General features: G+C 74.5%; 18 protein-coding genes and 1 riboswitch. Of the genes, 10 read left to right on the top strand and 8 right to left on the bottom strand.

The features are described 5' to 3' along the window. Window positions 1-139: 139 nt before the first annotated feature. The gene (locus tag ACFYXS_RS12375) at window positions 140-406 is read right to left on the bottom strand and encodes a DUF6158 family protein (protein WP_389246801.1); all 267 of its coding nucleotides are present in this window, start codon (window positions 404-406) and stop codon (window positions 140-142) included. A gap of 152 nt (window positions 407-558) precedes the next feature. On the opposite strand from ACFYXS_RS12375, the gene ACFYXS_RS12370 reads away from it, so the two are divergent. Then, entirely contained in the window at window positions 559-939 is a 381-nt protein-coding gene (locus tag ACFYXS_RS12370) for a DUF2795 domain-containing protein (protein WP_389246799.1), read from the top strand. Between the two features lie 49 nt (window positions 940-988). After that, window positions 989-2,449: a phosphatase PAP2 family protein gene (locus tag ACFYXS_RS12365; RefSeq protein ID WP_389246797.1), complete on the top strand. Its 1,461-nt coding sequence runs from the start codon at window positions 989-991 to the stop codon at window positions 2,447-2,449. A 98-nt stretch (window positions 2,450-2,547) separates the two neighbouring features. On the opposite strand, the gene ACFYXS_RS12360 is transcribed toward ACFYXS_RS12365, so the two are convergent. Beyond that, window positions 2,548-2,964, bottom strand: a complete 417-nt coding sequence (locus tag ACFYXS_RS12360; protein WP_389246794.1) for an SseB family protein — start codon at window positions 2,962-2,964, stop codon at window positions 2,548-2,550. Between the two features lie 425 nt (window positions 2,965-3,389). On the opposite strand from ACFYXS_RS12360, the gene ACFYXS_RS12355 reads away from it, so the two are divergent. After that, complete coding sequence (locus ACFYXS_RS12355; RefSeq protein WP_389246792.1) at window positions 3,390-6,905, top strand: phosphodiester glycosidase family protein; 3,516 nt, start codon at window positions 3,390-3,392, stop codon at window positions 6,903-6,905. A gap of 78 nt (window positions 6,906-6,983) precedes the next feature. On the opposite strand, the gene ACFYXS_RS12350 is transcribed toward ACFYXS_RS12355, so the two are convergent. After that, window positions 6,984-8,915, bottom strand: coding sequence for a DUF5107 domain-containing protein (locus ACFYXS_RS12350; RefSeq protein ID WP_389246790.1), 1,932 nt, complete (start codon window positions 8,913-8,915; stop codon window positions 6,984-6,986). A 131-nt stretch (window positions 8,916-9,046) separates the two neighbouring features. Here ACFYXS_RS12350 and fes point away from each other — a divergent pair, with 131 nt between their 5' ends. Together fes and ACFYXS_RS12340 are read left to right on the top strand one after the other, a co-directional pair. Further along, a complete protein-coding gene (gene fes, locus ACFYXS_RS12345) occupies window positions 9,047-10,471 on the top strand; it encodes an enterochelin esterase (RefSeq protein WP_389246788.1) in 1,425 nt (474 codons plus the stop codon). Between the two features lie 75 nt (window positions 10,472-10,546). Further along, window positions 10,547-11,062, top strand: coding sequence for a GNAT family N-acetyltransferase (locus ACFYXS_RS12340; protein WP_389246785.1), 516 nt, complete (start codon window positions 10,547-10,549; stop codon window positions 11,060-11,062). Window positions 11,063-11,196: 134 nt separating this feature from the next. Then, window positions 11,197-11,348, top strand: a riboswitch (TPP riboswitch). A 70-nt stretch (window positions 11,349-11,418) separates the two neighbouring features. Here the strand turns inward: ACFYXS_RS12340 and ACFYXS_RS12335 are convergent. Beyond that, entirely contained in the window at window positions 11,419-12,594 is a 1,176-nt protein-coding gene (locus ACFYXS_RS12335) for an Ig-like domain-containing protein (protein WP_389246783.1), read from the bottom strand. Continuing rightward, window positions 12,506-13,966 carry a glycosyltransferase 87 family protein gene (locus ACFYXS_RS12330; protein WP_389246781.1) on the bottom strand — a complete coding sequence of 487 codons (1,461 nt, stop codon included), beginning with the start codon at window positions 13,964-13,966 and terminating at the stop codon, window positions 12,506-12,508. Before ACFYXS_RS12330 ends, ACFYXS_RS12335 begins: the two co-directional genes overlap by 89 nt. A gap of 115 nt (window positions 13,967-14,081) precedes the next feature. On the opposite strand from ACFYXS_RS12330, the gene ACFYXS_RS12325 reads away from it, so the two are divergent. From ACFYXS_RS12325 to ACFYXS_RS12315, 3 genes are all read left to right on the top strand, one after another. Continuing rightward, window positions 14,082-15,251 (top strand): molybdopterin-dependent oxidoreductase, encoded by a 1,170-nt coding sequence (locus tag ACFYXS_RS12325; RefSeq protein ID WP_389246779.1) that lies wholly within the window; start codon window positions 14,082-14,084, stop codon window positions 15,249-15,251. Next, entirely contained in the window at window positions 15,248-15,676 is a 429-nt protein-coding gene (locus ACFYXS_RS12320; RefSeq protein ID WP_389246777.1) for a hypothetical protein, read from the top strand. Before ACFYXS_RS12325 ends, ACFYXS_RS12320 begins: the two co-directional genes overlap by 4 nt. Window positions 15,677-16,034: 358 nt before the next feature. Next, on the top strand, window positions 16,035-16,505 hold the full coding sequence (locus ACFYXS_RS12315; RefSeq protein ID WP_389246775.1) for a DUF4232 domain-containing protein: 471 nt from the start codon (window positions 16,035-16,037) through the stop codon (window positions 16,503-16,505). Between the two features lie 28 nt (window positions 16,506-16,533). On the opposite strand, the gene ACFYXS_RS12310 is transcribed toward ACFYXS_RS12315, so the two are convergent. The 3 genes from ACFYXS_RS12310 to ACFYXS_RS12300 are packed head-to-tail and all read right to left on the bottom strand — an operon-like array spanning window position 16,534 to window position 18,640. After that, window positions 16,534-17,223 (bottom strand): methyltransferase domain-containing protein, encoded by a 690-nt coding sequence (locus ACFYXS_RS12310; RefSeq protein WP_389246773.1) that lies wholly within the window; start codon window positions 17,221-17,223, stop codon window positions 16,534-16,536. After that, on the bottom strand, window positions 17,220-17,897 hold the full coding sequence (locus tag ACFYXS_RS12305; protein ID WP_389246771.1) for a DUF2064 domain-containing protein: 678 nt from the start codon (window positions 17,895-17,897) through the stop codon (window positions 17,220-17,222). The genes ACFYXS_RS12310 and ACFYXS_RS12305 overlap by 4 nt, the downstream gene beginning before the upstream one ends. Next, a complete protein-coding gene (locus ACFYXS_RS12300; RefSeq protein ID WP_389246769.1) occupies window positions 17,894-18,640 on the bottom strand; it encodes a glycosyltransferase family 2 protein in 747 nt (248 codons plus the stop codon). The genes ACFYXS_RS12305 and ACFYXS_RS12300 overlap by 4 nt, the downstream gene beginning before the upstream one ends. A 115-nt stretch (window positions 18,641-18,755) precedes the next feature. Here ACFYXS_RS12300 and ACFYXS_RS12295 point away from each other — a divergent pair, with 115 nt between their 5' ends. Together ACFYXS_RS12295 and ACFYXS_RS12290 are read left to right on the top strand one after the other, a co-directional pair. After that, window positions 18,756-19,517, top strand: a complete 762-nt coding sequence (locus ACFYXS_RS12295; protein ID WP_389246767.1) for a response regulator transcription factor — start codon at window positions 18,756-18,758, stop codon at window positions 19,515-19,517. Further along, a complete protein-coding gene (locus ACFYXS_RS12290) occupies window positions 19,510-20,628 on the top strand; it encodes a sensor histidine kinase (RefSeq protein ID WP_389246765.1) in 1,119 nt (372 codons plus the stop codon). Before ACFYXS_RS12295 ends, ACFYXS_RS12290 begins: the two co-directional genes overlap by 8 nt. Window positions 20,629-20,664 lie beyond the last annotated feature (36 nt).

Genomic DNA, 20,664 nt, shown 5'->3' with positions numbered 1-20,664 from the left:
GTTCCGGTGGTGCGGGGTGTACCCCCCGGCCCCGGGTCACCTCGGGGGGGGGGGGGGGGGCCCCCCCCCCCCCCCCACACCCCGATGTCGGGAGGGAAGTCGTCCCGCCGCTCCCCCGGCGGCCCGCCGCGCGCCGCGGCTACTGCGCGGACGTGGACTGCGCCGGCATCTGCAGGACCCGGGCCCGTGCCCCGGCGCGGGTCCGGCCGGGGGCGACCATCCGCTGCGGGTGGCGGCGCAGGTACTCCCCTTCGAGCGCCACCATGCGCGAGTTGTGGGCGTCCAGGGCCGACGGGGATCCGTAGAGCAGCGTCTCGTGCCGGGTGCGGTGCACCGACTCCAGTTCGTGCACAAGCTGCCGTTCGTCCAGGTCTGCGGGGTCGACCCCGCCGCGGTATGGGCTCATGGGCCGCGCACCTTCCTTTCGCTGCCGGTGGCCTCGCACGTTTGGTACCCAGGAGGACCCGATTCATCCGCTTCGTGCCGCATTCGGCAGGCATTCAACGCCGCGAACGGGTAGACGATGAAGTACCCGGCCCCCCGAGGAAAGGAGCCATCGTGCAACGAGGAAGCGACCGCCTGAGCGTCCACCGAGACGACGAGATGAAGCACGAACTGCGCGGACTGCTGCGCTCCGGGCATCCGACCCGGGTCGACGAGTGGCAGGACCCCGAGCCGGCCGCCGACGACGACCTCGCGGTCGTGAACGGACCCGTCCTGGCCGGTGCCACGGACGGCCCGTCGCTGCGGTTCGAACTGGCCCGCCACCTGACCCGCAAGACGTTCCCGGCGCGCCGCGGCGACCTGCTGCGCACGCTGCGCGACCACCACGCGCCCGACCCGCTCACCGACCTGGTGGACGGCCTGCCGGGCGACAACCGGCGGTACTCCAACGTCCAGGACGTCGTACGGACGCTGGGGATGGGCCCGCAGGGCTGACCCCGGACGCACCGCACCCGGCAGTGGAACCGATCAGGAGGGAGTCGATGTGCGCCCGAAGCTGAGCGCGTGGGACAAGGAGCTGTTCCTGCGCGTCGCGACACGGGAGTGGCCGGCCGCCGAGCCCGTGCTGCCCCGGCTGAGCCGAGCCGCCAACCACGGCGCGCTGTGGTTCGGCGTGGCCGCCGGCATCGCGATGGTGGGCGGCCGCCAGGGACGGCGGGCCGCGCTGCGCGGCGTGGGGTCGCTCGCCCTCGCCTCGGCGGTGGTCAACACCGTCGGCAAGGGCGCGGTGCGCCGGGCCCGCCCGGTGCTGGACTCCGTCCCGGTGATCCGGCGCCTGTCGCGGCAGCCCGGCAGCACGTCCTTCCCCTCCGGGCACGCGGCCTCCGCGGTCGCCTTTGCGGCGGGGGTGGCCGTCGAGTCGCCCCGCTGGGGGGCGGTCGTGGCGCCGCTCGCCTGGTCGGTGGCGTTCTCCCGGGTCTACACGGGCGTGCACTACCCCAGCGACGTGCTCGCCGGGATGACGCTCGGCGCCGGCGCGGCACTGGCCGTGCGCGGTCTCGTGCCGACCGGCCAGGACCTCGCCGTCCCGCCCACACCACAGGCCGACGCGCCCGCCCTCCCGGGCGGGCGCGGCCTGTACGTGGTGGTCAACGAGGTCTCCGGCCCCCCGCCTCTGCTGGGCATGCCCGCGGACCGGCTGCGGTCGGTGCTGCCGGAGGCCGTGGTCGAGGAGTGCTCCGAGGACGACGACCTCGCGGAGATGCTGGAGAAGGCGGCGCGACAGGCCGCCGAGGCCGGCGGCGCGCTCGGCGTGCACGGCGGCGACGGCAGCGTCCGCCTCGCGGCGGAGATCGCCCTGCGCCACCGCGTGCCGCTCATGGTCTCCCCCGGCGGCACGTACAACCACTTCGCGATGGACCTGGCGATCGAGTCGATCGACGACGCGGCGCGCGCCGTGGAGGCGGGCACGGCCATCTCCGCCGACGTCGCCCGGATCACGCCGGTGGACGCGGACGGCAGTGCCGCCGCGCGGCCCTCGCTGTTCCTCAACACCTTCAGCATCGGGGTGTACCCGGAGCTCGTCCGCTACCGCGAGCGCTGGTCCCGCCGCGTGGGCAGCTGGCCGGCCGGCATCCTCGCCGCGGTCCACGTCCTGCGGACCTCCAGCCCGCTCGACGTCGACATCAACGGGCGCCGCCACTCGGTGTGGATGCTCTTCGCCGGCAACGGCGCCTACCGCAGCCTCGGGCCGGCCCCCGTGCGCCGCCGCAACCTGGCCGACGGGCAGCTCGACGTCCGCATGGTCCCCGGCAGCCCGTACGCCAGGACCCGGCTGCTCGCCGCCGCCGTCACCGGCTCGACCACCGCACTGCTGCGACGGGTGCGCCTGGGCGGCATCGTGCCGGGGACCCGGCTGGCCACGGACGGCGAGGTCGCGCCCGCCCCGGGCGAACTGCTCGTCGACAAGGTGAACGAGGCCCTGACCGTCTACCGCCCGATGTAGGGGGTTCGGCGCCCTCCCGGCGCCCCCGGACACGACGTTGCCCCCGGCCGGCCGCCGCCGACCGGGGGCAGTGTCCGTGTGTCCCCGGGATGCCCGGCTCAGCCGGACAGGCCCGCGAGAGCCCGGACCCCTTCGCCCTTGATGGTGAGGGTGTCCGGCGACCCCGCGTCGATGGACAGCGTGAGCTCGTCCGAGGGCCAGCCGCTGCTCAGCGCGGACAGGGGCAGTATGCGGTAGCCCCTGGCGTTGGGCAGGGCGTGGGCGAGACGCACCTCCGAGGTGAAGACCGGCACCAGCTTCGTGCCGTCCTCCTGCTCGAACACCGGCAGGCTGATCGTCTCCTGCTCCGCGGCGTCGCCGCCCGCGGCCTCCTCCGGCGGCCCGGGGACCGGGAGCAGCACGTCACTGGCCGCGAGGGTGCTGAGCGCGGTGGCGTTGTCACCGCCCGTGGCGATCTCGTGCAGGGCGCGCTGTGCCGGCGGCTGGGCGCCGTTGGGGGCGCTGAAGTCGGTCATGGCCGTTCCCTTCTCATGCGTGCGCTGTGTGGAGTGACTCGGGGGCTGCGCCTGCCCAGCGACGGGAGGCCCATGCGTGGCGCCCCCGCGAAAATCCGTACGGCGGCGCCCGCCGGCATCGGCCCGCGCGACCCCCGAACCCCGGGTCGTGGCGGACGCCCGTGCGGCTCGGCCGTCCCAACTGCCCACGTGGTGGCCGGAGTCGGAGCCGCGGATCCGCTCGCGCGCGTCCCGGCCGGCGCGGCGCCCGGCCCAAGGGTACGTGCGGTCTACACCAATGGCGGTCCAGACCTTATTCCGTCCGTCGGGAAAGTTTCATCGGGCCGCCACCGGGATCAAGAAATCTTGCAACGTACATCCCCCAGCGCGGGACGAATTCACGCACCCGCGCCCGCACCACGCTTCGTCACTTCATGGAGACAACGTTGTCAAAGAGAAGCCCCAACGGGCCCACTCCGCCTGGCGGAAGAGGCCGGGGCACGACTGCCCTGTCGCTCGCCACGGCCACCGTGCTGTTGGGCGGCGTCCTGGCGGCGGGCAGTGCGTCCGCGCAGTCGGACGCGGTCGTGCCCGGCCCCGGCGCCAAGGCCGCGGACAGCCAGGACTGGCTGCCGAAGTCTCCGGACCAGTGGCCGCTCGTCGTCAACGCGTCCCGGACGCCCGACGAATGGGTCACCCGCGGGATCCAGTACCACACCGACACGTACCAGACCGTGGGCGGCACGCAGCACGCCACCGAGCTCGACGTCGACCTCACCGAGAAGAACGTCCGGATGGGCGTGGTCGAGTCCCACGACCGGCTGACCGACCCGCCGAGCGAGGTCGTCTCCTCGATGGCGAACCGCACGGGCGCCGTCGCGGGCATCAACGGCGACTTCTTCAACATCAACGCCACGGGCCGCCCGCAGGGCATGGTCGTCATCGACGGCCGGCTGGTCAAGAGCCCCAGCCCGAGCTGGAACATGAACCTCGTCGTCCGGGCCGACGGCTCGATCGGCATGGGCGCGGAGTCCTACAGCGCCACCGTGACCGACGGCCCGGTGAGCTTCCCGCTCACCTCGGTCAACACCGTCGAGGACATCGCGTCCCACAAGCTGGTCCGGCTCACCCCCGACCTCGGGGCCGCCGGGACCATCGCGGCCTCCGTCGTGGTCGCCGCGCACCGCGACCCCTCCGACGCCGGTGTCCTGGTGGTCGACACGGTCACGCCGAACGTCAAGAACCTCGCCACGCTGCCCGAGGGCACCGAGGACCTGGTCGGCAACGGCGCCGCGGGAACGTGGCTGACGGCCAACGTGCACGCCGGTGACCGGGTGTCCGTCGCCGAGAGGATCAGCCCGGACAACGCGCCGCAGCAGGCGCTGTCCGGCGGCGCCGTCCTGGTCAAGAACGGCGTACGCGCAGTGCCGTTGCAGGGCAGCGGCGAGAACAACATCAACGACCCGGTCACCGCGCTCGGCGTCACCCAGGACGGCAGGAACGCCGTCGTCGCGGTCTTCGACGGCCACCAGCCCGAGGACACCGCCGAGGGCCTGACCCGGCCGCAGATCGCCGGCTGGATGATGGACCACGGCGCGTACAACGCCATCCTGTTCGACACCGGCGGCTCCAGCGAAATGGTCGCCCGCCGCCCCGGACAGACCCGGGCCACCGTCGCCAACTGGCCCTCGGACGGCCATGAGCGCCCCGTCGCCAACGGCCTGTTCTTCTACTCCACCGAGACCGCTCCCGAGCCCGCCGAGCGCGCGGTCGTCAACGGCGGCCGCTCGCTGGCCATGCTCACCGGCAGCACCCTGCCGCTGGACGCCTACGCCACGGACAAGAAGCGCAACCCGGCCTCCGACCCGGTGAGCCTGTCGGTCTCCCCGTCGGACCTGGCGACCGTGCGAACGGACGCGGACGGTACGACGATCACCGCCGCCGACCGGCCGGGACAGGGCACCGTCACGGTGCGCTCCGGCAAGGCCGATGACGACGTCGACCTGCTGGTGACCGACACGTTGGCGTCCGCCACGATCAGCCCGACGACGTCCAACCTGCGGAACCTCGGAACGCAGGCGTTCTCGGTCAGCGCCGTCACGGCCGACCACGACCCGGTCGCGCTGCTGCCGGGCTCGCTGAAGTGGACGGTCACCCCGTCCGGCCTCGGCTCTGTCGACCCGGCCACGGGCGTCTTCACCGCGGCCGCCGACGGCGAGGGCATGGCGACCGTCACCGCCGCCGCCGGAGGGGCGAGCGTCACCGCCTCGGTCGCGGTCGGGCAGCGCTCCGACCTCATCGAGCCGATGACCGACGTCGACAACTGGTCGCTCACCCCGCACAGCGCGACCGCCAGCGTGTCCCTGTCGACCACCGAGAAGGCGCAGCCCTCGGACGCCGGCTCGATGGCCGTGCACTACTCCATCCCGGCCGGCAGCGGCGTCAAGCAGATCGTGATCTCCCCGAAGGTCAAGCACGCCTTCCCGCCCGCCGGCACGACCCAGCAGCCCGAGGCCGTCGGCATCTGGGTCAAGGGCACGGGCAAGGGCGGCAACGGCACCCCGCTGGGCGCCGGCAACCTGACGCTGGCCGAGTCGTACAGCCAGGTCAACGGCCAGGCCGTCACCTTCTACCCGTCCACCGTGACGCACGACGGCTGGCGTCTGATCGTCGCCGACCTGCCCGCCGGTCTGCAGTACCCGCTGACCCTGGGCTTCGTCGACTTCCTGGTCGTCAGCCCGACCGAGACCCTCTCGGGCGATCTGTACCTGAGCGACCTTCAGGCGCTCTACTCTCCGCGGCCGCCGGCCAAGCCGACCTACGTGCCGGTCCCGGACAACCCGGACTGGCTGAAGTTCGCCGAGGACAAGGCGTCCTTCGCCGACGGCGGCACCACGATCGCCGCGCTGGACGACGCGCACACCAAGGCCGACGACCCGGGTTCCACCGGAAGCGTGGTGCTCAAGCAGGACGAGGACGAGCTGAAGGGGCTCCCGCAGAGCCTCACCGGCCCGCTGTCGCTGCAGGCGCTCGGTGACATGAGCGACAACGGCACCCTGCCGTACCTGTCGTACATGAAGTCGCTGCTGGACGCGGGCGTGCCGTACCACGAGATGGTCGGCAACCACGAGATCACGCAGGGCGCCGACCCGGAGAACAAGAACTGGACGAGCCTGTTCGGCGCGACGCACTACGCGTACACGCAGGGCGCGGCCAATGTCGTCGTCACCGACAACTCGCACGGCGGCATCCTGGCCTCCGATCCGTTCCAGGTCCCGGCCAACGACCCGCCGCAGTACCAGTGGCTGGCCGACCAGCTCACCGCGAACACCTCGCCGGTGCTCTTCGTGGTCACCCACATGCCGGCGTTCGACCCGCACGCGGTGAAGAACAGCCAGTTCGCCGACCGGTGGGAGGCGCAGATGTACGAGGCGCTGGTCAACAAGTACCAGGACTCCCACCCCGGCGTGCACGTCATGATGCTGTTCGGCCACGCCCGCGGGTTCGCCGAGAACATCCTCAACGGCCTGGGCCAGGACGACCCGCACGGCGTGCCGAACTTCGTCATCGCCGACGCGGGCATGCCGGCCTACGCACCGGTGGAGGAGGGCGGGTTCTACAACTACGCGCTCTTCCACGTGATGCCGGACGGAACGGTCCGGTTCTCGGTGGAGCCCACGCTGACCGACATCGACGTGACCAGCCCGGACACGACGCTGGAGCCGCGCCAGTCGGTACGGCTGACCGCCACCGGGACGACGCCGACCGGCGACGACCTCGCGGCGCTGCATGTGCCGATCGCCGACCCCGCCTCGCACGTGTGGCGGAGCTCGGACACCCACGTGGCCACCGTCGACGAGGTCACCGGTGAGGTCGAGGCCCGCCACGCCGGCACGGTCGAGATCTCCGTCGAGTCGGGTGCGCACACCGGCTCCGTCACCCTGACGGTGACGAAGGGCTGATCACCGCCCGGCCCGCCCAGGCGCCCGTCCCGGGACCCTCGTGGTCCCCGGGGCGGGCGTCCTGCGTCGCGGGGCGGATCACGCCGGTGGCGCCATCCGGAAGTCGTAGGCCTCGGGCAGCGGTTCGTCGCCACCGGCGACGGACTGCCAGGTCAGGTGGAGGGAGTCCTCGCCCTCCCGCAGGTCGTCGACGGTGAAGCCGGCGTCGAAGACCGCCCTGGCCCCCGCGATGTCGCCCTGCGCGGCCAGGACTTGGGCGTGCAGGAGGCGGAAGCGGCCACGGGCGAGGATGTCGGCGGGCAGGTTCGTGAGGACGGCGGCGGCGTCGGCGGGGCGGCCGGCCGCGAGCAGGGCGGGGACGGCCTCGCGGGCGAGGGCGGCCCGGACGGTGTACGGGCAGGTCCCCTCCGCCTGGACGCGGACGGCGTCGAGGTAACGCTCCGCCGCGCGCGCGTGGTTGCCGTCGGCCCGGTCGGCGGCCGCGAGGCAGTGCAGGGGCAGCCAGGAGCGGGTGCGGGCGGCGGAGCGCTCCCAGCTGCGGACGGCCTGGGCGCGGTCGCCGGCGTCCCACTGGGCCAGGCCGAGGTGGTGGTCGAGGTACCACTCGTTGCCGTCGTACGTGCCCGCGGTCTCCAGGAGTTCGCGCCATTCGGGCGAGACGAGCGCGGGTCCGGGCACGGCGTCGTCGCCGGGGGCCTTGGGGAACACACCGGCGAGGAGCAGTTCCAGCCACGGCTTCTGCTGCTCGCCCATGGTGTCGGGGGCGAACGGCGTGCCGGGCAGGTCGTGGTGGCCGCGCAGCACCTCCAGGGCGCCCCAGCCGGAGCCGGTGGCGAGGACGTCCTTGGGTTCGGCGTCGGCGGAGGGGAGCCATGCCTCGTACGCGGCGCGCACCCGCTCCCGCGGGAGGGCGGCCTCGAGGTGGGCCTCGATGTCGCCCGCGCCGGCGTCCGGCGCGGTGTCGAGGGGGCCGTAGGCCTCCAGCCAGGAGACGTCGGCGCCCGGGGCCAGCGGCAGGTGCTCGAGCTGGGTGGGGGCGAGACCGGCCTGGATCTCCAGGTAGCCGCCGGTCCCGCTGTCGCCCGCGAGCCAGCGCTGCCAGCGGCGGCCGCCGCGGCCCTGGCCCCAGACGAAGAGCTTGCGGCCGCGCAGCGTGTCGGTGGAGGCCTGGACGAGGCCGTGGCCGTCCGCGCCGAGTGCGGCGATCCAGGGGCGGGTGCCGTCGGGCAGGTCGTAGAACCAGTCGGCCGGGTGCTCGGACGCGGTGGGCTCCTCCGGAACGGGCACCCGGTGCAGCGACCGGTGGGAACCGAAGTGCCAGGCGTGATCCGCGGGGGCGAGGACCCGGGTGCCCGGTGTCTGAGGGACGGCGGTGTTGGACCACCAGTAGAGGGGAACGGTCCGGTGGTGAGGATTGCGGACACGGACACCGGCGTAGAGGAAGTCGGAGCCGTCGGGAAGCCACAGGTCGATCTGGTACGGCAGGTCGCGCAGCCGTTCCCATTCCCAAAGGCGCAGCATCTCGCCGCCGTCGGGCGCGGGAACGCGGGCGGCGTGCAGCGGGGCGCAGGTCATCGTGGTGTGACCGGTGGCCCCCGGGTTCCATTCGACGCCGCCGGAGAACCAGGCCCCGGCGAGCCCGAAGTCGGCGAACTGCAGGACCGGGTTGACGTGCAGCAGTTCCCGGCCGGTCGGCTTGTGGTGCAGCGCGTACAGACGGCCGCCGAGCCCGGGCAGGACGGTGGCGCGCAGCCGGTCGTTCTCGATGACCACGGCGTCGAGGGCGGTGGGCGTGCGCTCGCGCGTGTAGCCGTCCAGGCGCGGTACGGGGAGCAGCGTGCGCAGGTGCCCGTAGGCGATGCGGCGGGCCATCGCGGGCGGTACCGCGGCGCTCTCCGCTTCGTCGAGCACCTGCAGTTCGAGCGGGGCGCGCAGGGCGGGCAGCGGGTTCTCCGGGCCGAGCGGGGCTGCGGGGAGGGTGAGGGTGCTGCGTCGCACGGTGGTGGCCAAGAGGCTCCCTCTCTTCGGCGCCGATGGGCAGGTGAGGACATGGAACCCCGGATCGGTCCGCGCCGACAGGGGTTTGGTCACGGTGCGACGGGCCTCACGGCGACTTCAGGTTGAGGAGGGAGTGACTTTAAATGTCCTTTGCCATCGGAGACGTCCAGGAGGGTTTGCCGATCATGCTGTCCGCGATGTGGAGCCCGCCGTCCAACACGTCGCTGCGCGCGCCGCGCTTCCCCCGGCCCGTGCCGGTGGAGCGCGCCCGCAGCCCGCGGATCGCGGCGCTCACCGAACGCCCCGATCGGGAGGGCGACTTCTGGCGCGCCGTGGAGGCCGAGGGAACGCCCCTGGTCGAGGCCGTCGACGGTGACCCGGGGCACGCCGCCGTCACCTTCCTGTGGCGGGGTACGGCCGCGACGCGCGCGGTCCTCGTGCTGCCCAACCAGGTGGTCGACCCCGACGACCTGGCGGGCAACCTGATGGCCCGCGTCCCGGGCACGGACGTGTGGCACTGGACGATACGGATGCGGACCGACTGGCGTGCCACCTACGCGCTGTGCGTGGACGACGGCGACGACGGCGGCGAGAGCGCCGAGCAGGGCGACCCCCTGTCAGGGGGCGTCGGTGACGCGCCCGGCGCGAGACAGGCGTACCTGCGGCGGCTGCGCCGCCATCCCCGGCGCGACCCCCTCAACCGGGCCGTGTTCCCCAGCCGTTGGGGCGCGGACCCGCTGTCCGTGGTGGCCCTCCCGGCCGCCCCCGTGGCACTCGGCGGCGGCCGGGCCCACCCCGGCGCCGGGACCGGCGAGTTGTCGATGCACACGCTGCGCAGCGGCCATCTGCACAACTGGCGGCGGGTGTGGGCGTACGCGCCGGCCGGCCACGAGGACCTGGCCGGGCTCCCCGTCGTGGTCCTGCTGGACGGCGACGTGTGGCAGCAACTGGGCATCGCCGGGCTGCTCGACGAGCTGATCCGCACGCGTCTGCTGCCGCCGCTGGTCGCCCTTCTGCCGGACGCGCTGGACAGCGACACCCGCCGCCGCGAACTCGCCTGCGACGAACGCTTCGTGGCCTTCCTGACCGACGAGTTGCTGCCCTGGGCGGCTCGTCGCCGGCCCGTCACCGGCGACCCGTCGAGGACCGTCGTCGCGGGCCAGGGGCTCGGCGGCCTGGCCGCGGCCTACGCCGCGCTGCGGCGTCCGGAGCGCTTCGGCAACGTCCTGGCCCAGTCGGGTGCCTTCTGGTGGCCGGCGGCCCGGCGCGAGGGGGACTGCCCGGAGGAATGGCTGACCGGCCGCGTCCGGGCCCTCGCCCGCAGGCCCGTCCGCTTCCACCTGTCCGCCGGCCTCCAGGAGTGGGGCGTACCGGCCGCCGGCCGCCGGCTGCGCGACGCCCTCAGCGCCAAGGGCTACGAGGTCGCCCACCACGAGTACAACGGCGGCCACGACTACCTCTGCTGGCGCGACGACCTCGCCCACGGCCTCGTCACTCTGTTGCGCGGCCCCTTCCCCGGCGAGGTGCCCGGCGGCGGGCCCCGCGGACTGGTCGTCGGCGGCGGCTGAGGCCGGCGGCCCTCGGCTTCGGCCCTCCGGGGAAAACGAGTTGCCGGGCAGGCCTGCGGACCGGAGACTGCCCGGGTGCTGATCCGACGGGAAACTTCGGAAGACCTGGCCGCCGTGCACGCGCTGACCGCGGCCGCCTTCGCGAAACCGGGCGCCGAGGTGCCCGTGGAGGCCACGCTGCTCGCGGAGTTGCGGGAGTCGGGCGCGTGGCTGCCCCCGCTGTCGCTGGTGGCGACCGACGACGGGGGCACCGTGGTCGGGCATGTCGTGTGCACGCGCGGCCATGTGGGCGAGGTCCCCGTGGCGGCGCTGGGCCCGCTGAGCGTGGCCCCGGAGCACCAGCGGCGCGGGGCCGGGCTCGCCCTGGTGCACACCGTGCTGGGCGCGGCCGACGCGCTCGGGGAGCCGCTGGTGGCGCTGCTGGGCAGCCCCGCGTACTACGGCCGCTTCGGCTTCCGGGCCAGCACCGACTACCGGATCACGCCGCCGGACCCGGCCTGGGGCCCGTACTTCCAGGTGCGGCCGCTGGCCGCGTACACGCCGTCGGTCAGCGGGGCGTTCCGCTACGCGGAACCGTTCGACCGCGTCTGAGCGGGAAGCGCATGAGGCCGGAGTGTCCATGCCCCAAAAATCATGAAATCGGGGCATTTGCCCCTGGTGGTCCACAGCGAACGGTATTAGGCTGAAAGAGACCTACGGGGCGAGCGAGGGAGTGCGGTAGCACCGAGAGCAGACAGGGAAGGTCCCACTTTCCCCGCGACCGGGATCAACGGCCGTGCTGAGAGGCTTGAAGGTCAGGGAAGAGGCAAGGACCGGAGAGCGACCCCTAGCACCTGATCCGGACCATGCCGGCGAAGGGAGTCCCACCTCGTAGGTCGTCGACGGAGCCCGCGCCATGTGCGCGGGCTCCGTCGTGTGTGCGGGCCCCTCCGGGCCACCGGCCGGTGTCACAGGGCGCTGCCGGCGCTCCAGTCGGCCCAGTCGGCGTTCCAGGCGCCGTAGCCGTTGTTGAGCTGGACGGTGTCCGTGGAGTGCACGACGGTGACCGGGTCGCCGACGCCGACGTGCTCGTAGAACCACTTGGCGTCGGCGGTGCTCATGCCGATGCATCCGTGGCTGCCGTTGACCCGCCCGAACTTGCCGTCGTTCCAGGGGGCGGCGTGGGTGAAGGTGCCCGAGGTGGTCAGACGGACGTCCCACTTGACGTCCTTGAGGTTGTAGGCCTCGGGGCCGAAGATGCGCACGGTACGGGAGTTCATGGTGATGCTGGGGGTCTTCTCCAGGACGACCATGGTGCCGTTCCAGGTCTCGTAGCCGGGCTTGCCGGTGGAGACCGGGAGGGTGCGCACGACCTCGCCGTCGCGGCGCAGGGTGAGGGTCTTGCGGGAGGTGTCGACGGTGGTGGTGACGGCGTGCCCGATCGTGAAGTGCACGACGCGGTTCTGGGTGCCGTAGACACCGCCTCCCGCGTCGACCCCGTCGAGGTTCATACGGAGGGTGACCTCGGTGCCTGCCTTCCAGAAGGCGCGGGGCCGCCAGTCGACGCGGTCGCGGCCGCTCCAGTCCTTCATCCAGCTCCAGGAGCCGTCGACGGCGGGCGACGCGGTGACGGAGAGCTTGCGCTCGACGGCGGCGCGGTCGTGGACGGGCCGGTTGAAGACGATGGAGACGGGCATGCCGACGCCCACGGTCGTGCCCTTGTCCGGGTGGTACTCCCCCACGAAGGTGCGCTCGGCCTCGGCGGTGCTGAACCGCACGTGCTTGGTGAGCGCCTTGCCGTCGTCACCGGTGGCGCGGGCGACGACGTCGTAGGTGACGCCCGGCGCGAGATGCCCGGTGGAGGTCCAGCCGGCCTTGCCGGAGGCGAGGGTGCCGGACAGCGCTCCGGGGCCGGGCGCGGTGACGCGTACGGAGTCCAGCCGGCCGGAGGTGACGCGTACGGACACCTTGCGGTCGGTGGGAACGGGCCGCCCTGCCGAGGCGGGGCTGACGGTGATCGCCGGAGGGTCGGCCGTGTCCCCGCCGCCCCCCGCGTCACCGGCCCCGCTGCACGCGGAGAGTGACGCGGCGACGGACAGTGCGAGGACCGCGGCGGACGTGCGCGGTATCCGGTCGGAATGCATGGGTCGGTTCCTCCCCGGTCGAGTCGTACCTCTCCTTCTGCCCGGGAGGGCGCCGGTCCACCGCATGTCGTACGAACGCACCGACGACGACGGCAAGGGCCGCGATCCCGTAGGAGGCGGCCTGTTGCGCGGGGCCACCGGCGAGGTAGAGCACAGCGCCCGCCGCCGCGACGGACAGCCACTCCCACCGTCCGTCGAGCGCGACGAGGGCGACGACCAGCAACGCGTACCAGGAGTACGAGGGCGAGGTGACGAGCAGCGCCGTGCCGGTCACGAGAAGGGCGCCGCTCCAGGGCCGGCCCGGGTCGCCGCGGCGCAGCACGTACAGGGCGGTGGCCGCGACCACGGCCACTGCCACGAACCCGGCTGCGGCGTCGGGCAGGACGAGGCGCAGCAGCGCGAAGCGCCTGATGTGCGCGGAGTCGTAGCCCTCCTCCTGGAGGTAGCCGGGCAGATAACCGAGGACACCAGTGCCGGAGGCCAGGACGTACGGGAGGTAGGCGAGGACGACGACGAGCGCGGCGGGCAGCAGCACGCGCGCCACCTCGCGCGGACGCCGCACCCCGGCAAGGACCCCCGACAGCGCGCCCGGCAGGGCGAGGACGGGCAGGAGTTTGACGGCGACGGCGGCGCCGAGGAGCGCGCCGCGCCGCGCTCCGGTGACCCCGAGGGCGAGGACGAGGAGCAGCACGCCGAGGGTGTCCACATGGGCGTTGTTGACGGCCTCGATCGGCACCGCGGGACACCAGGCCCACAACGCGGCGCGCCGCGGGTCGCCGCCGCGCCGCCGGAGCACGGCGAGCAGGGCGAGGGTGGTGACCGTGGCCAGCAGCGCACCGCCGGTCTGCACGGCCTTGTGACGGGCGCCCCCCGGGGACAGGGCGTGCACGGCGAGGAACCAGCCCTCGGCGACGGGCGGGTAAATGGTGTGCACGGTGGGCCGGTTGATCAGTGTGCAGCCGCCACCGGGGACCGGATGCTCGTCCCAGGCACGGCAGGCGCCGCCCTCGGGGAAGAGCCACCGGTCGCGCAGCGCGCCTAGTTCCGGCGCCGAAGGAGCGTATGTGTATGGGGAGATGCCCGCCGCCTGCACGCGGCCGTCCCAGGCATAGCGGTACATGTCGTCGCTCGTGCCCGGCGGCCCGGCGAGCCCCGCCAGGGCGAGGGCCGCCCCGCCCGCGACGACGAGAGCGACGGCCCGCCGCACCGGCACCTTGCGCACGGCGACGGCCGCGGCGGCGAACAGCGCCCAGGCGACGGCCTGGCGCAGCAGGGTGCGGCCGGGCGTGTCGTGCTGGACGGCCGTGGCGACGACCGCCGTGAGGGCGGCGAGCAGGGCGGCGGTGACTGCGGTGGCGGTTCGGGTACCCACGTGTCCCACCGTCGCAGGTCACGGCGGTGCGGGCGGTCACGCGCGGCCGTCCGTCCGCATTCCGTAAGGAGTCGGAGGCCCTTTCCCGGGGGTCCCGGGCGGTGTGATGGGACGCATGAGACGCCCCGTCCTTCCTCCAAGGTTCCCGCTGCCCAAGGCGCCGCCGCCCCCGGTGTTCACAGGGCGGCTGCACGACCCGCGCACGGCGACGGTGGTCGGCCGCGCCCTGGGGGCGGCGATCGCCGTCTGCTTCGTCACCGGCCTGGTCAGCCACTACCTGCAGCAGCCGCCGTCATGGGCGGCCGGCGCGCTGCCGAGCCGTCCGGTGTGGGGCTACCGGCTGACACAGGGGCTGCACGTGGCGAGCGGGATCGCCGCCCTGCCGCTGCTCCTGGCGAAACTATGGACGGTCTACCCCCGCCTGTTCGCCCGGCCCGCGGTGCGGTCGTTCGCCCACGCGCTGGAGAGGCTGTCGGTCGGCGTGCTGGTCGGCAGCGTGCTGCTGCAACTGGTGACGGGGCTGCTCAACACCGTGCAGTGGTACCCGTGGCCGTGGAACTTCCGCCCCGCGCACTGGGCCCTGGCCTGGGTGGCCCTCGGCGCGCTGCTGCTGCACCTGGCGGTCAAGGCGCCGGTCATCGCGGCGCACTGGTCACGGCGGTCGTCCGGCACGCGGGAGCTGACCGGGGCCGACGGCCCGGACCGGCGGTCCTTCGTGGCGGCCGTGGCGGTGGCCACCGGCGCGGTGACCCTGACGACCGTCGGCCAGTCCCTGACCCCGCTCGGCCGCGCCGCCCTCTTCGCGCCGCGCAGCCCCGAACACGGCCCGCAGGGCCTGCCGGTCAACCGCACCGCCGCGGCGGCCGGCATCACCCCGCACCTGCTGGCCGACTGGCGGCTCCAGGTGGTGGGCCCCCGGCCGTTCGAGCTGACGCTCGCCGAACTGCGCGCGGTGGCACGGCACTCGGCGGTGCTCCCGATCGCCTGCGTCGAGGGCTGGAGCCGCAACGCGCACTGGACCGGCGCCCGGCTGCGCGACCTGCTGGACCGTGCCGGTGCCCCGGCGGACGCGCGCCTGCGCGTGGTCTCCCTGGAGCCCGAAGGGGCCTACGCGGTCACCGAGATGGGTGCCTCGTACGCCCGCGACCCGCTGACCCTGCTCGCCGTCGCCCTCAACGGCCTTCCCCTGGCGCTCGACCACGGCTACCCGGCTCGGATCATCGCCCCGAACCGGCCCGGCGTGCTGCAGACCAAGTGGGTCACCCGGCTGGAGGTGCTGCTGTGAGCCCGTCGCGGCTGCTGCGCGGGGCGCTGGGCGTCGCAGGAGTGGCGGCGATGTCCCTGGGCGCCGTCCTGTTGCTGACGGACCGCGAAGTCGGCTCGCCGGTGGGCGTGCTGACCTGGCTGGCGGCGGCGGTCGTCCTGCACGACGGCGTACTCGTCCCCCTCGTGCTCGCCATCGGCGCGCTCCTCCCCCTGCGGGCGCGCAGGCCGCTGCGGGCCGGGCTGCTCGCCGCCGGCTGCCTCACGGCGGTGGCCCTCCCGGTGATGCTGCGGCAGGGACAGGGGGCCAATCCGTCGGTGCTGCCGCTGGACTACGTGGGCAACTGGGGCCTGGCGATGGGCGTGGTGGCGGTCGCGACAGCGTGCGGGGTGGCGCTGGGGCGGGTACGGCGGCGGGGACGGGGACGGGGGCGTCGATACCGTTGACCCCGGAACGTATCGACATGAGCGCAATGCGTCACCGTTCCGTATCAGCCGGGTATCCACGGAAACCGCCCCCGTCGGCGTCCGCGTGTTCCGAGCCGAACGCCGGCGGTGAGCCGGGACCGAACGACTGGGGGACGTCATGGAGCACAGGAACACGCGCGGGGCCGCGGTGGCGGCGGTGCTGCTCTGCACGACGGCGGCGCTGCTGACCGGATGCCGGGACGGCGGTACAGCGGCGGGCGGGGCGCCGAGCGCGCCGGCGCCGGTGGCTTCGCCGACCGCGTCGGATTCCGTGCCCTCTCCGGCGCCTTCGTCCTCTTCGAGTCCCTCGGCTCCCTCGGACCCCTCGGCGTCGCCGGTGGGGTCGGACGCACCGGCGGGATCCCCCTGCGGGGACACGTCGCTGGAGGCGGGCCCGGCGCGCCAGGCGGCGCAGCGGCCGCAGGGAACGGGGACCGGGGCGGCGATCGTGGGCTTCACGAACACGTCCGGGACCGCCTGCACGGTCGAGGGGTTCCCCACGGTGGCCGGCGCGGCCAACGGCTCGCCGGAGCTCAATGTGCCGCTGACCGTGGAGCACAGCGGCACCTCCGCGCCGGTCACGGTGGCCCCGGGTGGTCGGGTGTGGGTCACGTTGACGTTCCACCAGGTCCAGGGCGAGGGGGACGGCTACTGCGCCTCCGGTGAGGCGCCGGTGCAGTACCCGACGATGGTGCTGGGCCTCCCCGGTGGCGCGGGCCGCCACCAGGTCGCCCTGGACGACGGGGAGTTCGCCGAGTGCGACGGGATCGTCGCGGTCACCGCCCTCTCGGCGGCCCAGCCCTCCTGACCTCAGGCGGGGGGCGCCCCGGCGCCGTTCAGCGGGCCAGTTCCACGAAACAGCGCCCGCCGACCGACCACTCCCCCACAGCGGTCCAGCCCGCCGCCTCCGCCGTCCGGCGCAGCGCCGCCGTGCCGAGCCGGGCCCAGGGGAAGTCGCCGCCGTGGCGGCCGCCGGCGTCCTCCACCCGGACGGTGAGGCGTTCGTCGACGTCGTAAGCGGCGGCCTCGGCCAGCAGGCGGCCGTCCGGGGCGAGGAGTTCGCGGACGCGGGCGAGCAGGGCGGACGGGTCCCCGCCGATGCCGATGTTGCCGTCGGCCAGCAGGGCGGTGCGCCAGCGGCCCTCGGCGGGGAGGCGGTCGAAGACGGACCGGTGCAGCACCGCCCCGCCCGCGCCCCGGGTCCGGGCGACGGCCGCCGGGGAGACGTCGACGCCGAGTGCGGGCAGGCCGCGTCCGCCGAGCGCGGCGACGAGACGGCCGGGCCCGCAGCCGATGTCGAGCACGGGCCCGCGGCAGCGACGCAGCAGGGCGGAGTCGGCGGCGTCCGGCTCCGCACACCACCGTTCGACCTCCAGAGGCAGCAGCCAGCCGTCCGAACGCCGCAGGAAGAGCGGGCCGCGCCCGGTGCGCAGGGCGTGGGCGTACGGGTCGTCGACCCAGGCCGTCGCCGTGGTTCTCGTACCGGAACCGGCCCGCGGCACGGGCGCGATCGGCGGCGCCGTCACCGGCCCAGCTCCGCCGCGAACCGGGTGCCTGGCGCGGCCACCGCCACCGCGTGCGCGTCGGCGGCGGTGTCCACGTCCCGCAGGACCGGGAGGTGACGCACTCTCAGGCCGGCGTCCAGCAGGCGCTGCTCCTGCAACGCGCCGGTCCGCGGTGTGGACATCGGCACCCCGCGCAGCAGGCGCGGGTCGGGCACCGCCAGGCCGAGCGCCCAGAAGCCGCCGTCGGCCGCCGGGCCGAGGAAGGCGTCGCAGTGCGCCCAGGCGTCCTCGGCCAGTGCGGGCGCGAGGACGTCGGGGCAGATCTGCGGGGTGTCCATGCCGACCAGCAGCGCGGGTCCTTCGCAGCCCGCGAAGGCCGCCGCGAGGCGTTCGTCCAAGCCGCCCGCCACCTGCGGCACCACCTCGATCCCGGGCGGCAGCCACGGCCCGGGGCGGCCCTCCAGCACCAGCACGCGGCGTCGCGCGGGCACGCGGAGGACGGTCTGCAGGGTGTCGGCGAGCGCTGCGGCGGCCAGGGCGGCGGCCCGCTCCGGCGTGAAGGGCGGGGTGAGCCGGGTCTTGACCCGGCCGGGCAGCGGTTCCTTGGCGATGACCAGCAGTGTGGTGGGACCGCCGGCAGGGCGGCCCGGGGCGGACGTCGGCCAGGACTCGTCCTCGCGTGAGTGCGCGGTCATCGCCGCTCCCCCGCCGGGGAATCGGCCAGGGACGCCACCGGAGGCCGGGCCGGCGGCGGTTCCGGCGGTTCGGCCAGCACCGCGCGCATGTCGCGCACCGCGTGCCAGGTGCCGCGCCAGGTCCCGGTGACCTTGGAGCGTCCCGTGCGCGGCAGGTACGGCACCTCGGTCTCCCGGATCCGCCAGCCCGCGTCCGCCGCCCGCACCAGCATCTGGAGGGGGTAGCCGGAGCGGCGGTCGGTGAGGCCGAGGCCGAGCAGTGCCTCGCGGCGGGCGGCACGCATGGGGCCCAGGTCGTGCAGGTGCACACCCGTACGGCGGCGGATCAGCCGGGCGAGCTCCAGGTTGGCCAGGCGGGCGTGCAGTGGCCACGCGCCCGGTCCGGTGGGGCGGCGGCGGGCCAGGACGAGGTCCGCGTCCCCGGCGCGGACGGGGTCGGCGACGGAGGGCAGCAGACCGGGGTCGAGGGAGCCGTCGCAGTCGCAGAAGCAGACGACGTCGGCGGTCGCGGCGAGCAGCCCCGCGTGGCAGGCGGCGCCGAAGCCGCGACGCGGTTCGCGCACGACGGTGGCGCCGAGGCGCTCGGCGACGGCGGCCGATCCGTCGGTGGAGCCGTTGTCGACGACGACGGCCCGCCAGCCGGCCGGGACGCGCTCCAGCACCCACGGGAGCGCGGCGGCCTCGTCGAGGCAGGGCAGGATCACGTCGACCTGGGAGGGGAAGGTGTCGGTCACCTCCCTCACCCTACGAACACCGAACGGGCATTTCGGACATGCAGTCCTTACGAAACACGGACGTCCCCCCTGTGGGTGGCCACCGGCCCGCCGTCCGGCGCCCGCGCGGTGCGAGACTCGGGGCGTGACCAGCGACGCACCCCCCGCCCGAGTCCTCGTGGTGGACGACGACCCCACCGTGGCCGAGGTCGTGACCGGCTACCTCGTCCGCGCGGGCTTCACCGTCGACCGCGCCGCCGACGGCCACGCCGCGCTCGCGGGCGCCGCGGCCGCCCGCCCCGACCTCGTCGTGCTCGACCTGATGCTGCCCGGCCTGGACGGTCTCGAGGTGTGCCGCCGCATCCGCGCCGAGCACGGCGAGGTGCCGGTGGTCATGCTGACGGCCCGCGGCGACGAGGACGACCGCATCCTCGGCCTGGAGGTCGGCGCGGACGACTACGTGACCAAGCCGTTCAGCCCGCGCGAGCTGGTCCTGCGCGTCGAGTCGGTGCTGCGCCGCGCAGGCACCCGCCGCGAGGCCGCTTCCGGCACGGGCCGCGGCGCGGGCACCGGCGCGCTGCTGCGGTCCGGGCCGCTCACCCTCGACCCGGCCGCCCGCCGCGCCACCCGCGACGGCGTCGAGCTCGCCCTCACGCTGCGGGAGTTCGAACTGATGGCGTTCTTCCTCCAGCACCCCGGCCGGGTGCTGGGCCGCGAGGAGCTCATGCACCGGGTGTGGGGATGGGAGTTCGGCGACCTGTCGACGGTCACCGTCCACGTGCGCCGGCTGCGCGAGAAGATCGAGGACGACCCGGCACGGCCCCGGCTGATCAGCACCGTCTGGGGCGTCGGCTACCGCTTCGACCCGCCCACGCTGCCCGCTACGGAGGCCGCCGCCGATGCATGACCTGCTGCTCATCGCCGCCTACGCCGCCCTCGGCGCGGCCGCCGCCGGCCTGCTCGGCGCGCTCGCCCTGCGGTTGCTGCGGCGCCGTTCCCTGGCCCTGTCGCTCACGGTGGTGGCCGCCGTGGCGGTGGGCGCCATGCTCGCCGGGACGCTGTCGGTCGCCTGGGCGATGTTCCTGTCCTCGCACGACCTGGGCGTGGTCACGACGGTGTGCGCCATCGCGGCGGCCGTCTCCCTGACCGTCGCCCTGCTGCTCGGGCGGTGGGTGGTGGCGGGCAGCCGCGCGCTGACCGAGGCCACCCGCGTCCTCGGGGACGGGGGCGGCTTCTCGGCGCCCGCCACCGCGCCCACCGCGGAACTCGCCGCGCTCGGCCGCGAACTGGCCGCCACCAGCGCCAAACTCAGCGCCTCACGCGAGCGCGAGCGCGCCCTGGAGGCCTCGCGGCGCGAACTCGTCGCCTGGATCTCTCACGACCTGCGCACTCCCCTCGCGGGGCTGCGGGCCATGGCCGAGGCCCTGGAGGACGGGGTCGTCGACGACCCCGTGCGCTACCACCGCCGCATCCGCGCCGAGGTCGAACGGCTCTCCGGCATGGTCGGCGACCTCTTCGAACTCTCCCGCATCCAGGCGGGCGTGCTCGCCCTGGCACCGACCCGGATGTCCGTCCACGACCTCGTGGACGACGCCCTCGCCGGAGCGGACGCCCTCGCCCGGGAGCACGGGGTGGTGCTCGTGGGCGACCGTGACGGCGCCTGCGACCCGGTGCCGGTGGAGGTCGACGGCCGGGAGATGACCCGCGTCCTGGCCAACCTGCTGGTCAACGCCATTCACCGCACTCCGGCCGACGGGACCGTCGCGGTCACCGCGCACCGCGCGGAGGACTCCGTCGTACTGTCGGTGACAGACGGCTGCGGCGGCATCCCGGCCGAGGACCTGCCGCGCGTCTTCGACACCGGATGGCGGGGAACGGACGCGCGCACACCCCCGGCGGGCGCCGGTCTCGGGCTCGCCATCGTGCGCGGCATCGTCGAGGCGCACGACGGGCGGGCCGCGGTCCGCAACGTCCCCGGCGGCTGCCGCTTCGAGGTGGTGCTCCCGGTCGCGGGGTGAGCGGGCACCACCCGCCCGCGGGTCGCGGGGCGGGGG

It is taken from the genome of Streptomyces sp. NPDC002574 (assembly GCF_042889545.1).
Classification (GTDB): domain Bacteria; phylum Actinomycetota; class Actinomycetes; order Streptomycetales; family Streptomycetaceae; genus Actinacidiphila.
This window is presented reverse-complemented; position numbering and strand designations above follow the sequence as displayed.

Excerpts from the sequence above, each read along its gene's own strand:
- ACFYXS_RS12375 (WP_389246801.1), bottom strand. The coding sequence starts at position 406 with ATGAGCCCATACCGCGGCGGGGTCGACCCCGCAGACCTGGACGAACGG.
- ACFYXS_RS12360 (WP_389246794.1), bottom strand. The coding sequence starts at position 2,964 with ATGACCGACTTCAGCGCCCCCAACGGCGCCCAGCCGCCGGCACAGCGC.
- fes (WP_389246788.1), top strand. The coding sequence starts at position 9,047 with ATGTCCTTTGCCATCGGAGACGTCCAGGAGGGTTTGCCGATCATGCTG.
- ACFYXS_RS12335 (WP_389246783.1), bottom strand. The coding sequence starts at position 12,594 with ATGCATTCCGACCGGATACCGCGCACGTCCGCCGCGGTCCTCGCACTG.
- ACFYXS_RS12325 (WP_389246779.1), top strand. The coding sequence starts at position 14,082 with ATGAGACGCCCCGTCCTTCCTCCAAGGTTCCCGCTGCCCAAGGCGCCG.
- ACFYXS_RS12305 (WP_389246771.1), bottom strand. The coding sequence starts at position 17,897 with ATGACCGCGCACTCACGCGAGGACGAGTCCTGGCCGACGTCCGCCCCG.
- ACFYXS_RS12290 (WP_389246765.1), top strand. The coding sequence starts at position 19,510 with ATGCATGACCTGCTGCTCATCGCCGCCTACGCCGCCCTCGGCGCGGCC.